The organism is Pseudomonas sp. NY11955 (assembly GCF_048068035.1).
In the GTDB taxonomy this organism is placed as follows: Bacteria; Pseudomonadota; Gammaproteobacteria; order Pseudomonadales; family Pseudomonadaceae; genus Aquipseudomonas.
Map to the genome: position 1 here is coordinate 429,685 of NZ_JBLUPS010000005.1, position 21,831 is coordinate 451,515.

At 62.7% G+C, this 21,831-nt stretch carries 19 protein-coding genes and 1 pseudogene; 12 read left to right on the forward strand and 8 right to left on the reverse strand.

From position 1 onward, the window contains the following. Nucleotides 1-52: 52 nt before the first annotated feature. On the reverse strand, nucleotides 53-1,168 hold the full coding sequence (locus ACNFBR_RS12860) for a branched-chain amino acid ABC transporter substrate-binding protein (RefSeq protein ID WP_416735233.1): 1,116 nt from the start codon (nucleotides 1,166-1,168) through the stop codon (nucleotides 53-55). A gap of 358 nt (nucleotides 1,169-1,526) precedes the next feature. On the opposite strand from ACNFBR_RS12860, the gene ACNFBR_RS12865 reads away from it, so the two are divergent. Beyond that, nucleotides 1,527-1,838 carry a DUF2288 domain-containing protein gene (locus ACNFBR_RS12865; protein ID WP_416735234.1) on the forward strand — a complete coding sequence of 104 codons (312 nt, stop codon included), beginning with the start codon at nucleotides 1,527-1,529 and terminating at the stop codon, nucleotides 1,836-1,838. A gap of 166 nt (nucleotides 1,839-2,004) precedes the next feature. Next, nucleotides 2,005-2,892: an NAD(P)-dependent oxidoreductase gene (locus tag ACNFBR_RS12870; protein WP_416735235.1), complete on the forward strand. Its 888-nt coding sequence runs from the start codon at nucleotides 2,005-2,007 to the stop codon at nucleotides 2,890-2,892. Here the strand turns inward: ACNFBR_RS12870 and ACNFBR_RS12875 are convergent. Next, nucleotides 2,792-5,056, reverse strand: a complete 2,265-nt coding sequence (locus tag ACNFBR_RS12875; protein ID WP_416735236.1) for a putative bifunctional diguanylate cyclase/phosphodiesterase — start codon at nucleotides 5,054-5,056, stop codon at nucleotides 2,792-2,794. The two genes, ACNFBR_RS12870 and ACNFBR_RS12875, sit on opposite strands and share 101 nt — an antisense overlap. Nucleotides 5,057-5,341: 285 nt before the next feature. After that, complete coding sequence (rapA, locus tag ACNFBR_RS12880; RefSeq protein WP_416735237.1) at nucleotides 5,342-8,188, reverse strand: RNA polymerase-associated protein RapA; 2,847 nt, start codon at nucleotides 8,186-8,188, stop codon at nucleotides 5,342-5,344. Nucleotides 8,189-8,350: 162 nt separating this feature from the next. On the opposite strand from rapA, the gene ACNFBR_RS12885 reads away from it, so the two are divergent. The 7 genes from ACNFBR_RS12885 to ACNFBR_RS12915 all read left to right on the forward strand — a co-directional run bounded on the left by ACNFBR_RS12885 (nucleotide 8,351) and on the right by ACNFBR_RS12915 (nucleotide 13,232). Beyond that, on the forward strand, nucleotides 8,351-9,046 hold the full coding sequence (locus ACNFBR_RS12885; RefSeq protein ID WP_416735238.1) for a M949_RS01915 family surface polysaccharide biosynthesis protein: 696 nt from the start codon (nucleotides 8,351-8,353) through the stop codon (nucleotides 9,044-9,046). 63 nt (nucleotides 9,047-9,109) lie between these two features. Then, nucleotides 9,110-9,436 carry an aspartate-semialdehyde dehydrogenase gene (locus ACNFBR_RS12890; RefSeq protein ID WP_416735239.1) on the forward strand — a complete coding sequence of 109 codons (327 nt, stop codon included), beginning with the start codon at nucleotides 9,110-9,112 and terminating at the stop codon, nucleotides 9,434-9,436. 67 nt (nucleotides 9,437-9,503) lie between these two features. Next, the gene (locus ACNFBR_RS12895) at nucleotides 9,504-9,665 is read left to right on the forward strand and encodes a hypothetical protein (protein ID WP_416735240.1); all 162 of its coding nucleotides are present in this window, start codon (nucleotides 9,504-9,506) and stop codon (nucleotides 9,663-9,665) included. A gap of 135 nt (nucleotides 9,666-9,800) precedes the next feature. Then, on the forward strand, nucleotides 9,801-9,917 hold the full coding sequence (gene ccoM, locus ACNFBR_RS12900) for a cytochrome c oxidase subunit CcoM (RefSeq protein ID WP_008097462.1): 117 nt from the start codon (nucleotides 9,801-9,803) through the stop codon (nucleotides 9,915-9,917). Between the two features lie 263 nt (nucleotides 9,918-10,180). Then, a complete protein-coding gene (locus ACNFBR_RS12905) occupies nucleotides 10,181-12,169 on the forward strand; it encodes an FUSC family protein (protein WP_416735241.1) in 1,989 nt (662 codons plus the stop codon). Next, complete coding sequence (locus ACNFBR_RS12910) at nucleotides 12,156-12,362, forward strand: DUF1656 domain-containing protein (protein ID WP_416735242.1); 207 nt, start codon at nucleotides 12,156-12,158, stop codon at nucleotides 12,360-12,362. Before ACNFBR_RS12905 ends, ACNFBR_RS12910 begins: the two co-directional genes overlap by 14 nt. Nucleotides 12,363-12,374: 12 nt before the next feature. Further along, nucleotides 12,375-13,232 carry an efflux RND transporter periplasmic adaptor subunit gene (locus ACNFBR_RS12915; protein WP_416735243.1) on the forward strand — a complete coding sequence of 286 codons (858 nt, stop codon included), beginning with the start codon at nucleotides 12,375-12,377 and terminating at the stop codon, nucleotides 13,230-13,232. A 35-nt stretch (nucleotides 13,233-13,267) separates the two neighbouring features. Here ACNFBR_RS12915 and ACNFBR_RS12920 read toward each other — a convergent pair whose 3' ends face one another. Beyond that, nucleotides 13,268-14,026: an SDR family NAD(P)-dependent oxidoreductase gene (locus ACNFBR_RS12920; RefSeq protein ID WP_416735244.1), complete on the reverse strand. Its 759-nt coding sequence runs from the start codon at nucleotides 14,024-14,026 to the stop codon at nucleotides 13,268-13,270. 112 nt (nucleotides 14,027-14,138) lie between these two features. Here ACNFBR_RS12920 and ACNFBR_RS12925 point away from each other — a divergent pair, with 112 nt between their 5' ends. Then, nucleotides 14,139-15,053 (forward strand): LysR family transcriptional regulator, encoded by a 915-nt coding sequence (locus tag ACNFBR_RS12925; RefSeq protein ID WP_416735245.1) that lies wholly within the window; start codon nucleotides 14,139-14,141, stop codon nucleotides 15,051-15,053. A 119-nt stretch (nucleotides 15,054-15,172) separates the two neighbouring features. After that, nucleotides 15,173-15,502 carry a DUF2025 family protein gene (locus ACNFBR_RS12930; RefSeq protein ID WP_416735246.1) on the forward strand — a complete coding sequence of 110 codons (330 nt, stop codon included), beginning with the start codon at nucleotides 15,173-15,175 and terminating at the stop codon, nucleotides 15,500-15,502. A gap of 105 nt (nucleotides 15,503-15,607) precedes the next feature. Here ACNFBR_RS12930 and ACNFBR_RS12935 read toward each other — a convergent pair whose 3' ends face one another. Both ACNFBR_RS12935 and ACNFBR_RS12940 read right to left on the reverse strand, forming a co-directional pair. Then, a complete protein-coding gene (locus tag ACNFBR_RS12935; protein WP_416735247.1) occupies nucleotides 15,608-18,193 on the reverse strand; it encodes an EAL domain-containing protein in 2,586 nt (861 codons plus the stop codon). A 50-nt stretch (nucleotides 18,194-18,243) separates the two neighbouring features. Next, nucleotides 18,244-19,317 (reverse strand): diguanylate cyclase, encoded by a 1,074-nt coding sequence (locus ACNFBR_RS12940; RefSeq protein ID WP_416735258.1) that lies wholly within the window; start codon nucleotides 19,315-19,317, stop codon nucleotides 18,244-18,246. Between the two features lie 129 nt (nucleotides 19,318-19,446). Between ACNFBR_RS12940 and ACNFBR_RS12945 the strand changes: the two genes are divergently transcribed. Beyond that, nucleotides 19,447-20,538, forward strand: coding sequence for an MBL fold metallo-hydrolase (locus ACNFBR_RS12945; RefSeq protein WP_416735248.1), 1,092 nt, complete (start codon nucleotides 19,447-19,449; stop codon nucleotides 20,536-20,538). Between the two features lie 3 nt (nucleotides 20,539-20,541). Here the strand turns inward: ACNFBR_RS12945 and ACNFBR_RS12950 are convergent, their stop codons facing one another. Together ACNFBR_RS12950 and ACNFBR_RS12955 are read right to left on the reverse strand one after the other, a co-directional pair. After that, on the reverse strand, nucleotides 20,542-21,438 hold the full coding sequence (locus ACNFBR_RS12950; protein ID WP_416735249.1) for a formate/nitrite transporter family protein: 897 nt from the start codon (nucleotides 21,436-21,438) through the stop codon (nucleotides 20,542-20,544). A 90-nt stretch (nucleotides 21,439-21,528) separates the two neighbouring features. Next, a pseudogene (locus ACNFBR_RS12955) lies at nucleotides 21,529-21,831 on the reverse strand (hypothetical protein); the annotation flags it as partial.

The following is a 21,831-nucleotide window of genomic DNA, read 5'->3' on the forward strand; positions in this document are numbered from 1 at the left end:
AAAGCCCACTGCTCGCACAGTGGGCTTCTACGGTCAGCTATTAGTCACGCAGTTACTGAGGGGAGACTTCGGTCTTCGGCTTGCCGAAGTGCCATTCGTAGACCACGAACTTGAAGTCTTTCAGGTCGCCCTTCTCGTCGTACGACAGGGTGCCGGTAGGGGTCTTGAAGGAACCGGCGTGGATGGCCGCTGCCACCTTGTCGGTCTCTTCGGACTTGGCCGCCTTGATGCCCTGGGCGATCAGCTCGACAGCCGAGTAGGCCGGGAACACGAATGGGCCGCTTGGGTCCTTGCCGTCAGCCTTGATGGCGTCGACGATCTTCTTGTTCTCAGGGTCGGCGTCGAACGACTTCGGCAGGGTGACCAGCAGGCCTTCGGAGGCGTTCTGGGCGATCTGCGAAATGGAGTCGTTACCCACGCCTTCCGGGCCCATGAACTTGGCTTTCAGGCCTTTTTCCTGAGCCTGGCGCAGGATCAGGCCCAGCTCTGGGTGGTAGCCGCCGTAGTAGACGAAGTCGACGTTGTTCTGCTTGAGCTTCTGGATGATCGAGGAGAAGTCCTTGTCGCCGGCGTTCAGGCCTTCGAACACGGCAACCTTGGTGCCTTTGCCTTCCAGAGTCTGCTTGACTGCAGTGGCGATGCCTTCACCGTACTGTTGCTTGTCGTGGAGGACGGCGACGACCTTCGGCTTGACGTGGTCGGCGATGTAGTTGCCGGCAGCCGGGCCCTGAGCGCTGTCCAGGCCGATGGTGCGGAAGATCAGCTTGTAGCCACGGGCGGTGATTTCCGGCGAGGTGGCGGCCGGGGTGATCATGATCACGCCTTCGTCTTCGTAGATGTCGGACGCAGGCTGGGTGGAGCTGGAGCACAGGTGGCCGATGACGAACTTGACGCCGTCGTTGACCACTTTGTTGGCGACTGCCACGGCCTGTTTAGGGTCGCAGGCGTCGTCGTATTCCTTGGCTTCGAGCATCTTGCCATCCACGCCGCCCGCGGCGTTGATATCCTTGATGGCTTGCTTGGCGCCGATGAACTGCATGTCGCCGTACTGGGTCACAGGGCCGGTCTTAGGGCCCGCGATCCCGATCTTGATGGTATCGGCGGCAAACGAATGGCTGGCTACCCCGGCCAGAACCATTGCGGCGAACAGCTTGGAAATCTTGATCATAGTGCTCCACTCATTCTGTTGTAATTCTTATAGTCCTGGCGGCCAGGGCTACAGACCGGGCGGGATTTGCGGCGTGGCCATGCCAACGCGCAAGCCCACCTTCCCCCGGAACATGTCCCGGAACTGTACCGGTACAGTGTAGAGCGCTGTTCGAGCGCTTGAAAAGCGGTCGAAAAGTGCCTGCTTCCTGGGTTGTCGCTTGATCGACAGAAAGATACAGAAAGGCGCCATCAAACTGCCTGCATCTGTGACCCCGCCCCACAACTTCGGGGTCAATCGACCAAATTACATATTTGAAACCGGGTTTTTCTGCAAAAATGCCGGCCTTTTTTATTGGCGATTTTTGCGGATACCACCCATGACTGATCAAACAAGCACCCTCTATGCCAAATTGCTTGGCGAGACGGCAATCATCGAGTGGAAAGCACTGGAACGATTCTGGGCCAAGGGTGACCTGATTTGGGTCGACCCCAGCCTGGACCTGATCACCGTTGCCGAAGCGATGGCCGAGAATCGCAGCGAGATCTTCGCCAAGTGGCGTAGTGATGGCACTGTTGGGCCGGTGTCGGCCGAGCAGGCACTGGACCTGCAAAGCCGCGATCCAGAGATCTGGGCGGTGGTGGTTTCGCCGTTCATCGTGATCCAGGCGAAGCGCGCGGAAGAGGCGTGATCTTTTTTGGTGCGCAAAAATACGCAGCAGCCCCGTTTTGGTGCTTGATGCCGTGCAAGGCGGGTAGAGGTAAGTAACAATTCGGCGTGGCGGTAACAGTTTACGGGATGCGTAATGGGGGCTGCAAAGCGGCCCGGATCGATATCGAATTTGTCTGGAGACGTTGATGAGCTCACAACTACCTTCGCTTGGCTTCGCCGGCATTGGCCTGATGGGCCTGCCCATGTGCCGCCGCCTACTGGCAGCGGGCTATCCGCTGACGGTATGGAACCGCAGCCCGGACAAGTGCGCGGCCCTGGTCGCTGCTGGCGCGCGCCTGGCCAGCAGCCCGGCCCAATTGTGCCGCGACAGTGACATGGTGCTGCTATGCCTGGCCGACACGGCGGTGGTGCGCGAGGTGGTGTTCGGCGAGCAAGGCATTGCCCAAGGCGGTAGCAGCGGCCAGTTGCTGATCGATTTCTCCAGCCTGGAACCCACCGCCACCCGTGAAATGGCTGCCGAACTGGCAGCACTGTGCGGCATGGCCTGGCTCGATGCACCGGTGTCGGGCGGCACGCCGGGTGCCGAAGCTGGCACCCTGGCGATCATGGTTGGCGGTGAAGCGGCTGACCTGCAGCGTGCACGCCCAGTGCTGCAGGTGCTTGGCCAGCGCGTGACGCACATGGGCGCGGTAGGCGCGGGCCAGGTGACCAAGGCTTGCAACCAGATGATCGTCGCCTGCAATGCCCTGGTGATTGCCGAAGTGGTGGCACTGGCCGAACAGTCCGGGGTAGATGCGTCGTTGATCGCCGAAGCGTTGGCCGGTGGCTTTGCCGATTCCAAGCCACTGCAGATCCTGGCGCCGCAAATGGCCGAGAGCCGTTTCGAGCCGATCAAGTGGCACGTACGCACGCTGCTCAAGGACCTCGACGGTGCGGTCAAGTTCTCCCGCGAGCAAGGCTCGGCGACGCCGCTCAGTGGCCTCGCCGCGCAACTGATGCGCCTGCACGGTAGCCAGGGTTACCTGCAAAAAGATCCGGCGACCCTGGTAGAGCTGTACCGCAGCAAGGTGTGACAAGGCCATTCTGGCGCTGCGCCAGTTCCAGCAGCGGCCGCAGTTCGGCCAGCGGCGCGGGGCGCCCGAGCAGGTAGCCCTGCAGGTAATCGCAGCCGTGGCTTTCGAGGAAGGTTTGTTGTTCGACGGTTTCCACGCCCTCGCTGACGACCTGCAGGTGCAGGGTATGCGCCATGATGATGATCGCCTGGACGATTTCGCGGTCTTTCTGGCTGCCCGGCACATCCTGCAGGAAGGTGCGGTCGATCTTCAGTACGTCCAGTGGCAGGCGCTTGAGGTAGGCCAGTGATGAGTAGCCGGTACCAAAGTCGTCGATCGACAGCGCCACGCCCAGGGCGCGAACACGCTTGAGCAGGCTGACCGTACGCTGGATATCGCCCATCAGGGCGTTCTCGGTCACTTCCAGCTCCAGCTGGCGCGGCGCGAGGCCTGCGTGGAACAGCGCCTTTTCGACTTCGTTGGGCAGTTCGTCGTGGCTGAGGGTGACCGCCGAGCAATTGACCGTGACCTTGATGTCGCCATAGCCGTGACGTTGCAGGTAGGCCAGGTCGGCGCAGGCGTGGCGCAGCACCCACAGGTCGAGGTCAATGATCAGGCCGTTGGCTTCGGCAATGCCAACGAAGCGGTCGGGCCCGAGCAGGCCGTGTTGCGGGTGCCGCCAGCGCACCAGTGCTTCCAGTTTTGCCACCTGCCCGCTGCGCAGGTCGAAAATCGGTTGGTAGTGCACGCACAGCCCGCGTTCTTCGAGCAGGGCCAGGCGCAGCTCTTCTTCCAGTTGCAGGGCTATCGAAGCCCTGGCTTTCAGGCTGTCGTTGAAGAAGTTCAGGCTGTTGCGCCCGTTGTCCTTGGATTGATAGAGAGCCAGGTCGGCATGCTTGAGCAGCTCTTCGGCTGTGCTGCCGTCGTCTGGGAAGATGCTGATGCCGATGCTGGTGGTCATGACCATGCGCCGACCGCCCAGGTCGATGGGTTCTTTCATCCTTTGCATGATGCGCTGGGCCAGGTGGCGGGCTTCGTCGCGGTTGTTCAGGCTGGTGACCACGCAGAACTCGTCGCCACCGAAGCGCGCAACCAGGTCTTGGCTGCGCGTGGCCGCCTTGATGTGGTTGGCGATCACCTTGAGCAGTTCGTCTCCGGCGTCGTGGCCGAGGCTGTCGTTGATGCGCTTGAAATGGTCGATGTCGAGGAACATCACTGCCAGGCGGCTTTCGCTGGCCTGATGCTCGGCCAGGCGCTCGGCGAGAACCTGGTTGAAGCCGCGGCGGTTGACCAGATTGGTCAGGGCATCGTAGTGCGCTGCCTGTTGCAGCGAAGCGCGGGCCTGGTCCAGTTGGCTGAGCAGCACGCTGACCCGGCGCAGATCGTGCTCCTTGCTTTGCAACTTTTTGTCGGCCAGTGCGGCGCTGATGCTGGCGCCACTGATCAGCAGGGTGATGAAGCCGATGCCCAGTGCCAATTGCAGGCTGTTGTCGCCAGACGGCAGGCGCAGTGCGGTATCGGCTGGGATGACCAGGGTCATGGCCGACATCGCGGTAAAATGAGTGGCTACGATGCCGCCGGCCATCAACAGGCTGGCGCCGTACTTCATGGTCTGGTACAGGGTGCCGCTGCCATTGCGCAAGTAGCGGGCCAGGCACAGTGCGGCCAGGCTGGTAAGCAGAGCGATGGCGGCAGAGGTCAGCAGCAGGCCGGTCTGGTAATACTGAACGGCGCCGGTTTCCATCGCAGCCATGCCGACAAAGTGCATGAGGATGATACCCAAGGCGATCAGCACGGCGCTAAGCGCAAAGTGATCCGTGTGCACCTGGCCGCGTTCGAGGCTGTGCATGGCCAGCCAGGCCACGCCCAGGGCAATGAGCAGCGAAAGGATGGTCAAGGAGACATCGTAGTGCACTTCCACCGGGGCCTCGAACGCCAGCATGCTGATGAAGTGCATGGCCCAGATGCCGCCGGCCAGGCAGCAGGCGCCGAGCATGTTCCATTGCCGGTGAGCGGTGGGGTCGTCGCTGTGGGATTGTCGCTCGGCCATGTCGAGAGTGGCGAAGCAGGCCGCGCTGGCGACGATGTAGGCGAGCAGAACCAGGAACGGTTCATGCCGGCAATCGATAACGATGCGCCCGGTTGCCGGAAGATCGGCGAACAGTTGCAGCCCCAGCCATTCCATGGAGTGCCTCTTGATCGAGTTTTCACTCGTCTGCGCTACAACCCTGTGCAGACTGTCCAGAGGCAGTATAGGAAGGAGTATTTAAGCCTTCCTGACTAATGGCACATTGATTTCTACGATTTGGTTATCAAGCCAATCGCCAGCAGGAATAAATGGAAATGATGGGTAGGAGCAGCCTTGTGCTGCGAAAGGGCCGGATGCCTCACAACAATGTTGTAAGGCTAATGGCCTCTTCGCAGCGCAAGGCTGCTCCTACAGGAGGGTGGTCAGGGCAGTAAGGGTGGGTCAGCCAGCCACCAGCACGCGAATGGCTTCCAGGCGCAGGGCGGCTTTTTCCAGCATCGCCAGGCCATCTTCGCGCTGCTTGCGCAGGGCGTCGATTTCGCTGTCGCGCACACTCGGGTTGACCGCTTGCAGTGCCACCAGGCGTGCCAGTTCCTCGTCGGCTTCAGCCGCCAGACGGCGCTGGGCTTCGGCCACGCGTTCGATATGGGTTGGCAGGATCTTCTCCTCGCCACCACTGATGCGTTTGGCCAGGACATCGCGCTGGGCCTGGACGAACTTGTTGGCGCTGGCGCGCGGCACGCTTTCGAGCTGGTCGTTGAGGGTTTCGAAGGCCACCCGCGATGCCAGGTCGTTGCCATTGGTGTCGAGCAGGCAGCGCAATGCCGCCGGCGGTAGGTAGCGGCCCAGTTGCAGGCTGCGCGGTGCCACCACCTCGCTCACGAACAGCAGTTCGAGCAGCACGGTGCCCGGCTTGAGTGCCTTGTTCTTGATCAACGCCACGGCGGTGTTGCCCATCGACCCGGACAGCACCAGGTCCATGCCGCCCTGCACCATCGGGTGCTCCCAGGTGAGGAACTGCATGTCCTCGCGCGACAGCGCCTGGGCACGGTCGTAAGTGATGGTCACGCCTTCATCGTCGCCCAGCGGGAAGCTGGCATCGAGCATTTTTTCGCTCGGTTTGAGGATCAGTGCGTTCTCCGAATGGTCTTCGCTGTCGATACCGAAGGCGTCGAACAGGGTTTCCATGTAGATCGGCAGGGCAAACTGGTCGTCCTGTTCAAGAATGTCCTCGACCAGCGCTTGGCCTTCGCCGGCACCGCCGGAGTTGAGCTCCAGCAGGCGGTCACGGCCAGTGTGCAGTTCGGCCTCCAGGCGCTCGCGCTCGCTGCGGGCATCGGCCACCAGGGTATCCCAGGCCTTGCTTTCGCCGCCTTCGAGCAACGGCAGCAGGCGTGGGCCGAACTGGTGCTGCAGGGCGTTGCCGGTGGGGCAGGTGTTGAGGAAGGCGTTGAGGCCTTCGTGATACCACTGGAACAGGCGCTCTTGCGGGCTGTCCTGCAGGTACGGGATATGCAGCTGGATGGTGTGCTTCTGGCCGATTCGGTCAAGGCGGCCAATGCGCTGTTCGAGCAGGTCGGGGTGCGCTGGCAGGTCGAACATCACCAAGTGGTGAGCGAACTGGAAGTTGCGGCCTTCGCTGCCGATTTCGGAGCAGATCAGCACCTGCGCGCCGAACTCTTCATCGGCAAAGTAGGCGGCGGCGCGGTCGCGTTCGAGGATGCTCATGCCTTCATGGAACACCGAGGCCGGGATGCCGGAGCGCACGCGCAAGGCGTCTTCCAGGTCCATGGCGGTCTCGGCGTGGGCGCAGATCACCAGCACTTTGGTGCGCTTGAGCATCTTCAGGGTGTCGATCAGCCAGTCGACGCGCGGGTCGAAACGCCACCAACGCTCATCGTCGGCCACGTCACCCTGGGCCTGGAAGGCGACTTCCGGGTACAGCTCGGCGTGCTCGCCGGCCGGCAGGTCGCGGTATTGCTCGGGCGTGGCCAGCGGGTAGGGGTGCAGTTGGCGCTCGGGGAAGCCCTGAATCGCCGCACGGGTGTTACGGAACAGCACGCGGCCAGTGCCGTGGCGATCCAGCAGTTCGCGGATCAGGCGCGCGCTGGCCTGGGTGTCGCCATCGCTGACCGCGGCCAGCAGGGCTTCGCCTTCGGCGCCCAGGAAGCCCTGGATGGTGGCGTGGGCCTTGGGCGACAGGCGGCCTTCGTCAAGCAGTTCCTGTACCGCTTCGGCAACCGGGCGGTAGTGCTCGCTCTCGGCGCGGAAAGCGGCCAGGTCGTGGAAACGGTTAGGGTCGAGCAGGCGCAGGCGGGCGAAGTGGCTGTCCTGGCCCAGCTGCTCGGGGGTGGCGGTGAGCAGCAGCACGCCCGGGATGACTTGGGCCAGTTGCTCGACCAGGCTGTACTCGGCGCTGGCCTGGTCTTCGTGCCAGACCAGGTGGTGAGCTTCGTCGACCACCATCAGGTCCCAGCCAGCGGCAAACAGCGCATCCTGGGCCTTTTCGTCGTCGACCAACCACTCCAGGGCGACCAGCGCCAGTTGGGCGTCTTCGAACGGGTTGCTGGCGTCGCTTTCGATGAAGCGTTCGGCATCGAACAGGGCCACCTGCAGGTTGAAGCGCCGGCGCATTTCCACCAGCCACTGGTGCTGGAGGTTTTCCGGCACCAGGATCAGCACGCGGCTGGCGCGGCCCGACAGCAGCTGACGGTGAATGACCAGGCCGGCCTCGATGGTTTTGCCCAGGCCCACTTCGTCGGCCAGCAGTACACGCGGGGCGCTGCGGTCGGCGACTTCGCGGGCAATGTGCAATTGGTGGGCAATGGGCTGTGCACGGCAGCCGCCCAGGCCCCACAGCGCCGACTGCATCTGCTTGCTGGTGTGCTGCAGGGTGTTGTAGCGCAGGCTGAACCACGACAGCGGGTCGATCTGCCCGGCGAACAGGCGGTCGCTGGCCAGGCGGAACTGGATGAAGTTCGACAGCTGAGTTTCGGGCAGGGTACGCGGTTGGTTCTGCGCGTCCAGGCCGTGGTAGACCATCAGCCCGTCGATGTCCTCGACTTCGCGTACGGTCAGCTTCCAGCCTTCGAAGTGGGTGATCTGGTCACCTGGCGAGAAACGCACGCGGGTCAGCGGCGCATTGCGCAGGGAATACTGGCGAGTGTCGCCAGTGGCCGGGTAAAGCACGGTCAACAGGCGGCCATCCTGCGCCAGGATGGTACCCAGGCCGAGCTCTGCTTCGCTGTCGCTGATCCAGCGTTGCCCCGGTTGATACTGCTGCGCCATACTGCCTGAACTCCCGCGATGAAAAAGCCGATTATGTTAACGGATCGGCCGGTCAGACCAAAGTGCGAACGCACCGAAAGGTGCCGAACGACAACAGGAAGTAAGTCAGTCTAGCCGTTTCATCGTCTTGCACCGTGCAGCCGACGAGGGCCCCGCATCAACATGTCCGCCAAGCACCGCTGGATCAGCGCTTCGATGGTTGTGGGCAGCCTGTTGCTGCTCAGCGCCTGCGAACAGAAAAACTTCGAGACCTTGCCCCCCATCCCGATGGAGCAGCTTGAGGTACTGGGCGTGCAGACGCCGATCAAGAGCGTGCACTTTCGTGACCGCGACGGCGAAGGCCTGCTGGTATTGAGCCGCAGCGATGGCCAGGCCAGCGACCCGGAAAGCGAACAGGAAGTGGACAAGGTGGTGCTCAAGGCCACCTTGTACGGGCGCACAGCCGAAAGCGACGCCTTCAAGGCGCGTTGGCAGATCGAGCAGGAAACCACCTGCCCGGGGCTGGACCTGGACGTGGACTTCTACTCTGACGTCAGTGATGTCAGTGACCTGAACAAAGACGGCGTGGCCGAGGTGACGGTGGCCAGCCATGCGTTCTGTGGCGGCGGCATCGATCCACACGACATTGCCATCGAGATGCGCGAAGGGCAGGCCAGCTACACCATTACCGGCCAATCGCTGATCACCCCGGCGGGCGAGGAGCCGGTCGGTGGCGAGCGCGAGGACAGCGCTTCGCTGAAAGCGGCGCCGCAGGTCGTGCGGGATCATATGGATGCGGTCTGGCAGCAGGTTTACAAACGGCCCTGGAGCGAAGCCAGCCCGCCAAGCGACGATGAGCCTGAAGACGAAGCCGAGTAAATGTCGTCCGTCACATCAAGGTAAGCCAGCGCCTGCCGATACAGGGGGCATAGGAGAACGTCCATGCTGCCGCCGATCATACCGCTCAGTGCCGCCCCGGTGACCTCGCAACAGGACCCGGTCAAGCCAACCCCCGACATCAAGCCGGTGGTGCCGGCGCAGCCTGCGTCCAGCGAAAGTGCCATCGACCTCAAGCAGCAGCGCGACCCACAAGAGCAGGCGCTGTTGCTGCGCGACGAGCAGCGTCGCCGGCAGCGCCGGCAACAGGGCGACCAGCAACGCTACAGCGCATTGCCCGGAGACGAGGTCAACGCCGACAACACCGTGCCGGTGGCGCCATTGATGGGCGAACATGTACGCCAAGGGCTGCTGGTCGACATCGAAGTCTGACGCGGGGCTGGTCAGCGCCTGCGCCTGGCTTCATCATGAACGTCTCAGTTGATCGTCGAGCCCGCCCATGAGCCAAGACAACCTCATCGATTTCGATGCCGAACGCGCCAAGCGCGTCCACGACCTCAAGGAAAAGCGCCTGAACGAAATGCGCAACGCATTCGAGCAGGCCCTGCCGTTGAATGCCAGCAAGAAAAAGAAGCCCAAGGGCAAGCCGAAGAAGCGCTGAAACTTGACGCAGGTCAACCCTGCACCCGCCTCGCGTGCCCGGCCCCGGGCACCATTGACCCCGATCAATTTTCCCTGCCCGCACATTGGTTAACTTGCCCCCATCGGACAACGGCAAACGAATGGGGAGGCCAGCATGTTCTTCGACAACGTAGTTATCGCCGGTGTGGTAACGGTCGGGTTGATGTTCGCCTTCTTTGCCGGTCTGGGCATTTTCATCTGGAAGGACTCGAACAAGCGCAAGCCGCGCTGACCTTCCGGGTACACGAGCACGCAAGGCATTTAGGGCGACTTCGGTCGCCCATTTTTTTGCCTGCAATTTTTGTGTTGTCTGCGCGGCCCATTCGCAGCACAAGGCTGCTCCTACAGGGGGCTGTGTAGGAGCAGCCTTGTGCTGCGAAAGGGCCGACTGATATGGCTATAAAGATGATTAGCTAGCTAATTAATCGTTTCCACTTTATCCTGCTCACCATTGTCTATCGTTTCATCAAGACCATTCCCCGCAAGGTCCGCCTCGTGCCCATCACCCTTCAGGCCCTGTTCGCCCCCAGCAGCCTCGCCCTCAAGTTCGCCATCAAGACCCTGCTCGGCGGTGGCCTGGCCTTGTGGCTGGCCATGCGCTGGGGCCTGGAGCAACCGTCCTGGGCACTGATGACGGCGTTCATCGTCGCCCAGCCGCTGTCGGGCATGGTGGTGCAGAAAGGCCTGGCGCGGTTGGCGGGTACCTTGGTCGGCACCGTCATGTCGGTACTGTTCATCGGCCTGTTCGCCCAGACCCCCGGCTTGTTCCTGCTAACCCTGGCCCTGTGGCTGGCCCTGTGTACCGCCGCGTCCACCCAGTTGCGCAGCGCCTGGGCATATGCCTTCGTGCTGGCCGGCTACACTGCCGCGATCATTGCCTTGCCAGCCATCGACCACCCGCTGCGGGTGTTCGATCAGGCCGTGGCCCGCTGCACCGAGATCTGCCTGGGCATTTTCTGCGCCACTGCCAGTAGCGCCTTGCTCTGGCCCATGCGGGTTGAGCAGCAGCTGGGTGGGCAGGCGCGGCAGGCCTGGCAGAACGGCTTACAGGCCGCCAGCGCCATGCTGGGCGGTGAGGACGAGGCGCGCAAAGGCCTGCTAGAGAGCCTGGGGCGCATCGTTGCCATCGACAGCCAGCGTGAGCATGCCTGGTTCGAGGGCAACCGTGGGCGCCAGCGTGCCCGTGCCATTCGTGGCCTTAGTCAGAAATTGATGGTGCTGTTGCGCATCTCCCGTTCGGTACGCCGCCAGTGGCGGCAGCTGGATGAGCGCGAGGCCGTGCGCCTGGCGCCCTGGTTGCAGGACGTGCGCACGTTGCTTGGAAAACCCGATCAGCCCAGTCTGTTGCTGTTGCGTCAGCGTATCTGGGATGCCGCCCACGATGAGCAGATCAGCCCGGCGGAACACTTCTGCCTGGCGCGCATGGCCCTGCTGCTCGATTACGCCATGGCTGCCAGCCAGGCGCTGGAGGACGTGGAGGCGGGCAGGGCGCCCAAGGACGTGTCCCAGGGCTTGGCCGCACACCGTGACTGGTCGCTGGCCTTGCTGTTCGGTTCGCGCAGCGCGCTGGCCTTTCTGGTCATGAGTGGCTTCTGGCTGGCCACGGCCTGGCCTTCGGCGCCGGGGGGACTGGTGCTGACCTGCGTGGTCTGCAGCCTGTTCGCCAGCCGGGAGAACGGCGCGCAGATTGGTTTGAGCTTTTTGCGGGGCATCTTCCTGGCGATCCCTGCGGCGTTTCTGGTCGGGCAAATCGTGCTGCCGCAATGGAGCAGTTTCGCCATGCTCTGCCTGGGCATGGGCGTGCCGCTGTTTCTGGGCGCGTTGGGTATGGCCCACCCACGTACCGGGGCCACTGCCACGTCCTATTGCCTGCACTTCATCGTGCTGGTGTCGCCGCTCAACGCCATGCAGTTCGGTGTGGCGACCATGCTCAACAGTGCCCTGGCCATGCTGGTGGGGGTGTCGGCGGCGGTCATGGCCTTTCGCTTGTTGGTACTGCGCCACCCGGCTTGGCTGGGCCGGCGCTTGCGCGCGGCAACCCAGAGCGACCTGGTGCGCTTGACCCGGCGCGACCTGCGTGGGGCCGACAGCTGGTTTGGCGGGCGCATGGCCGACCGCTTGATGCAACTGGCGCGGCACGCCAGTGAGTTGCCGGAAAGTGAGCGCAAACGCTGGGATGACGGCCTGCACGGGCTGGATATCGGCGACGAGCTGGTGCACCTGCGCATGTGCCTGGCGATCGCCCAGGCCCCTTTGGGGCAAGCCGAGCGTGAGTACCTGCAACAAGTAGAGGCAGTGCTGGCCAAGGGGCCAGCTGCCGGGCGTGGGCAGCGCCTGGACACTGCCAGTGAACAGTTCATCGCTGCTTTGCGCCGGCTGCCTGCTAGCGACCCGCTGCGGCTGGCCGAGGGGGCGGTATTGCAGTTGCAGAAGAGCTGGGGCAAGTGGTGCCGCTGGCAGGAGGAAACCCATGGGGTTGCGTGAGTGGGAAGTCGGGGGCGTGCTGCTTAGCCCGTTTCTGCTTTATGTGTTGCTGGCGCTGCTGGTCACTGGCGTGCTTCGTCTGGTGGTGCAGGCCACGCCTTTGGGGCGCTGGATCTGGCACGAGGCGCTATTCGATGCAGCGCTGTTCGTTTGTGTGTTGTTCCTGGTAGTACGCTTGCTGGGAGCTTTATAAAGGAGTGTTTCGATGCGTGCGGCCGTACGTACTCTGGTGACTTTGTGTGTGGTGGCCTTGGCCGTGTTGGCGGGCTACCAGCTGTGGCAGTACTACATGCTGACCCCATGGACCCGCGATGCCCGGGTGCGCGCCGATGTGGTGGTGATCGCGCCTGATGTGTCTGGCTGGGTGCGCGAATTGAAGGTGCATGACAACCAGCAGGTCAAGGCGGGCGACCTGTTGATGAGTATCGACCGCGAGCGCTTCCAGGCCGCTTTCGACCAGGCCAGCGCCGTGACCGAGACCCGCGCCCAGCAACTGCGCTTGCGCGAGCGCGAAGCAGCCCGGCGTACCGCCCTGGGGCCAGAGGCGATCAGTGCCGAATTGCGTGAAAATGCCCAGATCAATGCCGCCATCGCCCGTGGCGAGTTACATGAGGCCGAGGCGCAGTTGCAGGTGGCCAAGATCAACCTGGCGCGCAGTGAAGTGCGGGCACCGCGCAGCGGGCATATCACCAACCTGCGTCTGGCCGAAGGCAACTACGTGAATATCGGGCAAGCGGTGATGGCCCTGGTGGATGATTCGACTTTCTACATCCAGGCGTACTTCGAGGAGACCAAGTTGCCGCGCATTGGCGTGGGGGACACCGTGAAAGTCTGGCTGATGGGCGCGGGCGAGCCGATGCAAGGGCATGTAGAAAGTATCAGCCGCGGCATCACCGACCGCAACAGCAACCCGGACAGCCAGTTGCTGCCGGAGGTGGAGCCGACCTTCAACTGGGTGCGGCTGGCCCAGCGCATACCCGTGAGGATTCGCCTGGACCAGGTGCCGGAAGGGGTAACCCTCAGTGCCGGGATGACTGCGAGCGTGCAGGTACATGAGCAGTAGGCCAGGGGCCACTTTGTGGCCCCGCAATTCCGAACTCAGAGGAACATCCCGCCCGATACTTCCAGCCGCTGCCCGGTAATCCAGCCATTGCCGTCCTCCAGCAGCAGCGCGATCGCCGCCCCGATATCATCCGGCAACCCCACTCGACCCAATGCCGTGTTGCCGGCAATGTATTCATTCACCTGTGGGTTGTCCCGCACCACGCCGCCGCCAAAGTCGGTCTCGATCGCACCGGGTGCCAGAATGTTCACGCGAATGCCTCGCGCACCCAGTTCCTTGGCCTGGTAGCGAGTCAGCACCTCCATTGCGCCTTTCATCGCGGCATAGGCGGCATACCCCGGCAGCGCAAAGCGCGCCAGGCCGGTGGAAATGTTGACGATCCGGCCATTGTCCGCCAGTAGCGGCAGCAGGCGCTGGGTGAGGAAAAACGGCCCTTTGAGCTGAATGTTCAGCAACTGGTCGAATTGCGCCTCGGTGGTGTCGATATACGGCACGTTCAGACCGATCCCGGCATTGTTCACCAGAAAGTCGAAACGCTCGCGGCCAAAGTGCTGCTGCAGGGTCGTGCCCAGGCGCTCGGCAAATTCGGCAAAGCTGCTGCTGTCGCTGACGTCCAGCTGCAGCATGGTCGCCTTGACCCCGGCCTGCTCCAGTCGCGCCGCCACGGCCTGTGCTTCGTCTGCCTTGCTGTGGTAGGTACCGATGACATCGATGCCGCGAGCGGCCAAGTGCTCGGCGGCGTTGCGGCCGAGGCCGCGGCTGGCGCCAGTGATCAGGGCAATTTTGCGGGTCATGGTGAATACCTCGTGGTGGGTGGATGAGGACAGGTTATTGGTCGGTGCGAGGCTGTTAAATCCTGAAAATATGGAAATACTGTTCGCTTAAATTGGATAGTCGAGGCCGCCAGTGAACAAGCTGGAGTTGTTACGTACCTTTGTGCGGGTGAGTGAAGTCAGCAGTTTCACCCTGGCTGCCGAGAGCCTGGGGTTGCCACGCTCGACCGTGTCGGAGCAGGTGAGGGCGCTTGAACGCTTGCTGGGCACGCAGTTGTTCAACCGCACCACCCGCCGGGTGCAGGCGACCCAGGATGGCGCCTTGCTGTACGAGCGTAGCAAGGACCTGCTGTCGGGCATGGACGAGATAGAAAGCCTGTTCAGTGCCGACGACGCCGAGCTGGCCGGGCGCCTGCGCATCGACCTGCCAACCATGATGGCGCGCCGTGTCATCATCCCGGCGCTACCGCGGTTTCTGCAGCGCTTCCCGCGTCTGCAAGTGGAGCTCAGTTGCACCGATCGCCAAGTCGACCTGCTGCGCGAAGGTTTTGACTGCGTGATGCGTATTGGCGCCTTGCATGACCTGGACGTGGTGGCTCGGCCAGTCGGGCAACTGAGCATGCGCAACTGTGCCAGCCCCGCCTATCTGGCCCGCCATGGCGCACCGCGCACGCCGCAGGACCTGGCCAGTCACCAGTTGGTGCATTACGTGCGCACCCTGGGCGCACGCAGTGCCGGGTTCGAATACCTGCAAGGCGGCGAGCTGCGGTATCAGGCCATGGCCGGTGTGGTTACGGTCAACAATGCCGAAGCCTACTCGGCGGCCTGCCTGGCCGGGTTGGGGCTGATCCAGGTGCCTGCTGTGGGGGTGGCCGAGCACCTGCGGCGCGGCGAACTGGTTTCGTTGCTGGAGGATTGGCAGGCGCCGGCCATGCCGGTGTCGCTGCTCTATGCCCGGCAACGGCATGTGCCACGTCGGGTGCAGGCGTTCATGCAGTGGTTGGGTGAGGTACTGCACACTCAGGTCGATGCAGTGGCCGGTGATTGAGCAAAGCCATGGCGCATGAAAGGCCACTTGCGTTAGGCTGCCCGTTGCGAGTTGCCCGGCAGAGGCGACCCATCCCCGCCAGGCGTGCGTATCTTCCGATTTCATTGCGAGGTTACGTCATGGCCATCACTTCCCAGGATATCTGCAACGCTGCCGACCAGCTCAAGGGCTTTGTCGGGTTTCACGGCAAGCGCGGCGTTCATATCGTGCGTTTCTCCGAGGACTCGTTCGGCATGGACGTGGCCGACGCCACCATCACGCCCTGCAGCGAGTTTGTCTGGCGGCCCGAGCAAGGGCGGCGTATGGCGCTGTGCCGCGAACGGCTGGCGCTGTTGCTGGGGCAGCATGTGGATGACCGCTTGAACATCGGTGAACCACTGCGCGCTTACCTGCGCCGGCGCGATCTGCCGGAAATCGTGGCCGAGCGCAGCCTGCAGCAGCCCATATAAGGACAGCCTTGTGCATGTAGGAGCAGCCTTGTGCTGCGAAGAGGCCAGTGGCAACTGCACTGTGGGTGGTGGCTTCACTGGCCTCTTCGCAGCACAAGGCTGCTCCTACATGGGCTGCGCTGTGTTTTTGGATGTGTGCTGCAGCAACGCCTGCAACCCTGCACTGTCCAGCGGGCGGCTCATGTAATAGCCCTGCACTTCATGGCAGTGGTCCTTCTCCAGCGCCTTGAGCTGCTGTTCACTCTCCACACCCTCGGCCGTCACTGTCAGCCCCATCGCCTCACCCAGGTTGATGATGGCCTGGACCACGGCGCGGTCGCTGCCGCCGTTGTTGTTCAGGCCGCTGATGAAGCGTTTATCGATCTTGATGCTGTCGAACGGGTAGGTGCGCAGATAGCCCAGCGACGAGTAGCCCGTGCCGAAATCGTCCATGTTCAGGCGCACACCCAGCTCTTTGAGTGACAGCATGGTGCCCAGCGCACCCTCGATGTCGTTGAGCATCACGTTCTCGGTAATTTCCAGCTCCAGGCGTTGGGCGGGGAAGGCCGTGTCCAGCAGAATCTCGCGCACGTCGGCCACCACATCGCTGCGCAGGAACTGCGCAGGCGACAGGTTCACCGACACCAGAATGTCGTCGGGCCAGTCATGGGCTGTGCGGCAGGCTTCGCGCAGCACCCAGCGGCCCAGCGCGACAATGATGTCGCTTTGCTCGGCCAGCGGGATGAAGGTGTCTGGGCCCAGCAACCCTTCCTGTGGATGCTGCCAGCGCAGCAAGGCTTCGACCCCGACGATACGCAGGTCGCTGAGGCGGTAGCGCGGCTGGTAATGCAGCACGAACTCCTGGTTGCGCAGGGCCCGGCGCAGGTCGTTCTCCAGTTGGCGGCGGTACTGGATCTGCTGGTTCATTTCGGCAGCGAAGTAGCACCAGGTGTTCTTGCCGTCGGCCTTGGCCTGATACAGGGCAATGTCGGCGCAGCGAATCAGTTCGCCGGCATCGAAGCCTTGCGTGCGGGTCTGAGCGACGCCAATGCTGGCGCCGATGTGCAGGGGCTGGCTGTCGAAGACGATGGATTGCTGCAGCAGGCTGATCAGTCGCGCACAGAAACGGTCGATTTCGTTGCGGTTGTCCATGCCGCTTAATACAACGATGAACTCATCGCCGCCCAGGCGCGCGACCAGATCGCCATCGCGGGTGGTGTCGCGCAGGCGCGTTGCTACCTCCTGCAGCACGGCATCCCCGGCAGCATGGCCGAGCGAGTCATTGATCGGCTTGAAGCTGTCCAGGTCCAGCAGCAATAGGGTAAGGGGTGGGGAGTCGCTGCCGCGCTGCAGTGCCAGCTCCAGGTGCCTGGCGAGCTTGTTACGGTTGGCCAGCCCGGTCAATGGGTCGTGCAGCGACAGGTGCTGGATGCGCGCGTGGGCGTCGACTTCGTCGGTGATATCGCTGGCGGTGCCGCGAAAACCAATGGTGTGGCCGTGGTGCCAGATGGCGCGGGCGGAAACCCGGCAGTAGCGGTTCTGGCCATTCTGGTCGCGGTAGGTGCAGCGCAGGTTGGCCAGTTGCTGCGGGTCGGCGGTCGCCAGGGCGTCCAGCCAGGGCGACAGCGGGGTGGTATCGCAGGCCAGCAACTGGTTGAGCGGGTGGCCTAGCCAGTCGTCTACCGGGTAGCCAGTTACATTGGCAAAACGTTGCGACAGGTAGGTCAGGCGTTGTTGCCGGTCGGTTTCCCAGATCCAATCGGATGCCGATTCGGCTACCGCGCGAAAGCGTTGCTCGCTTGCTTCCAGCGCCTGGTTGCTCTGTTGCAGATGCACCAGGGTGAGGCCGATCGCCCGCGAGCTGCGCAGGGCATGGCGGCACAGGTACAGCATGACCAGGCCGAGTATCAGCAGCACGCTCAACAGGGCTGGCAAGATAGCCCACAGCAATTGGTGCCCAGGTAGCGGGCTGCTCCAGGACAGGTGATAGCCGGTGTCGCCCAGGTCGATGCGCAGGTGGCCATGCTGCTGCATGTCTTCCTTTTCCACGTGCATGCCATTCAGGCCGGCACCCTTGCCCAGCTGCGCCAGTTTTTCTTCGGTAAGCTGGTCGACGAACAGCATCACCGGCGCCTGGCTCACCTCGCTTTCGCTGACGTCTCGGTCCGGGCGCACGGCTGCGGCACTGAGTACGGCCGGCCAGCCATTGAACAGCACGAACTGAGTGATCTGCTCGCGAGGGATCGCGGCCGCACGGGCCTGGTCGATGATCGGTTGAAGCGGTGCATCTATGTAAGTGCTGGCGCCCGCCTGGCTGGGTTGGCCTTTGAACAGGGCATAGGTGGTACGGTCGTTTTCCACCACGAAAACCCCTTCGTAGCCGCTGGCGCTGTAGAGCGACTCACCTACATTCTTTTCTTCGTAGGCCCAATGCCAGTCGGCGTGACCCGCCAGGTGCTCGAAGGCCGCATCCCATACGGCATAGCTGGACAGAAACTGGCGCGAGGCGAGCAACCGTTGTTGCAGCGCCTGGTTCGCATGGAAGGCGCTACGCTGGCGCTCCTGCTGGTCGAGTGTGGTCGCGATATTGAACAGGGCGCCGAGAATGACCAGGCAGGCCAGGCCGAACACTGCGCTGAAACCGGCAATCAAGTGGCGCACCTGAAAGCGTGGTGTATGGCTGGCGGGTGGAAGCTTGGCGGTCCTGGCCATGCGCGAGCAGCTCCTTCAGGCAACCCCCGCCAAGTCGTCAGGACGGGGGTTCAATCAGGATAGGCCAGCTTGAGCGCGGCAGCTTCACTGCGGGCAAAATTGACCTGATCGCGGCCAGCGTGCTTGGCGGTGTATAGCGCCTTGTCCGCCTGTTCGAGCCAGTGCTCAGGGGATTCCAGGTCGGCGTCGAATGGCGACAGGCCAATACTCAGGCTGATGCGCAGGTGCGGCAACTGCGGGTTGCGGTAGCTGGAAACCCGCTCGCGCAGGCGCTCCATCGCTTGGCAGGCCTGGGCTTCGCTGGTATCGGGCAGGATCACGCAGAACTCGTCGCCGCCGTAACGCCCGGCCTGGTCGCCGTCACGCAGGTTGCGCCGCAGCTCGCTGCTGAGCTGGCGCAATACGCAGTCGCCGACCACGTGGCCAAAGGTGTCGTTGATGGCCTTGAAGTGGTCGATGTCGATCAGGGCAACCACCGCGTGCCCCTGTTGCTGCTTGCAGGCCTGGAACTTCAGCAGCAGCAGGTCCTTCCAGGCACCATGGTTGAGCAGCCCGGTCAGGCTGTCTGTGAGGCTCAGGGCGCTCAGCCGGCGTTTGTGGTCACCCAGTTTGATCGCCAACTGGTAGCACACCCAACCCAGGGCCAATGGGTACAGCGTGAGCATTGGCAAGCAGGCATAGACCTGCAGGGGTGTGGCGGTCACCTGCAGGCCGGGGCCGAGCAGCAGGAGGGCGACAAACATGCCAGCCAATTGCGCCAGCACCCCGTGAAAGACCATACGCTTGCCACCGGCGGCGACGTTGTTCATGGTCATCATCGACAGTACGGTCACGCTGGGCAGCGGGTTGAAGTGCATGGCGGCGGTCCAGAACCCGCCCATCAGCGAGTCCAGCAGCAAGTTGCGTTGTTCCGCCTGGTACGGTGCTGCCGAGCGGGCAGCCCACAGGTAAGCCACGTGGGGCCATAACAGCCCGTTGAACAGTACCAACAGCCATGCCCAGGTAGGTGGCGACAGCGGCGCAATGGCCGCCATGACACTGAACAGTCCGATGCCCAGACCGATGACGCGCGGCAAATAGATGCGCTTGACGAATGAAAGGCCCTTGCCGCTGCGGTTGTCCATCATGGTCATGTTCTTCTGCCGGGGTGCCGTTTATCGCATAACTCGCATGAATATTGTTGAACAGTGTTTCATCAACGAAAAATGACCTTGCAAGCCATTTCACGGTTGATCCGATCACTGTGGGGTAACATGAAGGCTTTCCTGCTGCTTGGAGTACTGCTGATGTCTCCTTTGGCCACCCCCGCCGGCGAGCCGGCGCCACAGCGGGACGGACGTTTTCACAACCAGGCATTGCTGCCGCAGGATGGCGTGTGGAAGAAGCTGCGCATCGGGCTCAAATACCTGTTCTTGCGCAAACCGCCGGAAACCCGGCCCGCCGCACCTATCAGCCTGCAGCCCATGACCCGCCAGCAAGTGCTCGACGCCCCTGACCACAGCTTGTGGCGTCTGGGCCATTCCACAGTATTGCTGAAATTGCGTGGTCGCTTCTTCATTACCGACCCGGTGTTCGCCGAGCGCGCCTCACCCGTGCAGTGGGCCGGCCCGTTGCGTTTCCATGCGCCGCCGCTGGCGCTGGAGCAACTGCCGCCGCTGGCGGCGGTGGTGCTGTCGCACGATCACTTCGACCACCTCGATGAGCAGGCGATTCGCCAGTTGGCGCCGCGCACTGGGGTGTTCCTGGCGCCGCTGGGTGTGGGCGACCGGTTGATCAACTGGGGCGTGGCGGCGGCGAAGGTCCGGCAACTGGATTGGTGGCAGGAGAGCATCGTTGAGGGCGTGCGCTTCGTCGCCACACCCGCCCAGCACTTTTCCGGGCGCGGCTTGCTGGACAGCAACCGTACCTTGTGGGCGTCGTGGGTGATCCTCGACGAGGATGTGCGGGTGTTCTTCAGTGGCGATACCGGTTACTTCGATGGTTTCAAGCAGATTGGCGAACGCTTCGGGCCGTTTGACCTGACCCTGATCGAGACCGGTGCCTACAACGTCGCTTGGCCCGATGTGCACATGCAGCCGGAGCAGAGCCTGCAGGCTCACCTTGACTTGCGCGGGCGCTGGATGCTGCCGATCCACAACGGCACCTTCGATCTATCCATCCATGGCTGGCAGGAGCCCTTCGAGCGCATTGTGACGCTGGCCAACCAGGCTCAGGTGCGTTTGAGCACGCCACAGATGGGCGAGCGGCTCAGCCTGGACTCACCGCATGCCGGGCAGAACTGGTGGCAGCCACGGCCTGTGCGTCAGCGGGGCCAGGGGCATGAGCGAACGGTAGCGGTACGCTGAGTATCATGCGTGCTTGTCCTTGCTGCGCGGGGGCTGGGGCTGGTCGTCGTGCAGAAGGCGTGAAGGTGGCTTGCCACTGTCGCTGCGCACCTGCGCATGGCTGATCAGGGCGAAGATGAAACTGCCGCCGATGATGTTGCCTGCCAGCGTCGGCAGGGCGAACTCCAGCCAGAAGCTGCGCCAGGTTTCTTCACCCGCCCAGACCAGGTAGGACACTTCGACCGACCCCACTACTATATGAGTGAAATCGCCAAGGGCCATGAGGTAGGTGATCATCAGGATGATCCAGATCTTGGCGTGTTCCATGGACGGGATCATCCAGACCATGGTGGCGATCATCCAGCCCGAGACGATGCCCTTGGCGAACATCTGGCTGACGTCGTTCTTCATCACCTTGCGGCCAACCTCCAGGAAGGCCGCATCGGTCCTGGTGTCGAAGATCGGCAGTTCCAGCATCACCCAGGCCACCAGCAGGGTGCCGGCCAGGTTGCCAAGCAGTACCACGCCCCATAGACGTAGCAGGCGCCCGAAGTTGGCCAGGGTGGGAGCGGTCATGACCGGCAGCACGGCGGTGAGAGTGTTTTCGGTAAACAGTTGCTGGCGGGCCAGGATCACGGCAAGAAAGCCTGCGCTGTAGCCGATGCTGGCGACCACCTGGGCACCGTCGCCTTCCGGTAGGCGGGCGTAGAACAGGCCCATGGCCATCAGCGACAGCCCCATGGACAGCCCGGCGGCCAGTGCCGACCACCACAGTGCGGCAAGGGTACGTTCCAGTTCCTGGTCGCCCTGATAGCGAATGATCTCGTGCAGCACTGCCGCCCGTGGCGGCTGGTTGTGGCTGACCTCCTGCTCTTCATCTGCAGACAGGCCGGGGGTTTTCTCGCTCTGCGCATCGCTCATGGCCGCTACGCTCCGTGGGGGTGTTTCTTTACAGATTCACGGCGCTTTCATTAGTTGCCCGGTTGCGGCAAAGGTTTATGGAAAGTTTTTTCAGAACAGGGTGTTGACTCTGATTTTAAAGCGCGTATTATTCGCCTCCTCGCAGCGATGAACGCTTCGGGGCAGGCGGTAAGTTGTTGAAGTTGTTAGCTTTCGAAAGAAGGTGGCGGTAAAAAACTTCAAAATAAACGCTTGACAGTAGATGAGGAAAGCGTAGAATGCGCGCCTCGGTTGAGACGAAAAGCTCTTAACCAAACGCTCTTTAACAAATCGAATCAAGCAATTCGTGTGGGTGCTTGTGAGTACGGACTGATAGTCAAAAAGATTATCAGCATCACAAGTGGCCATGCGAGA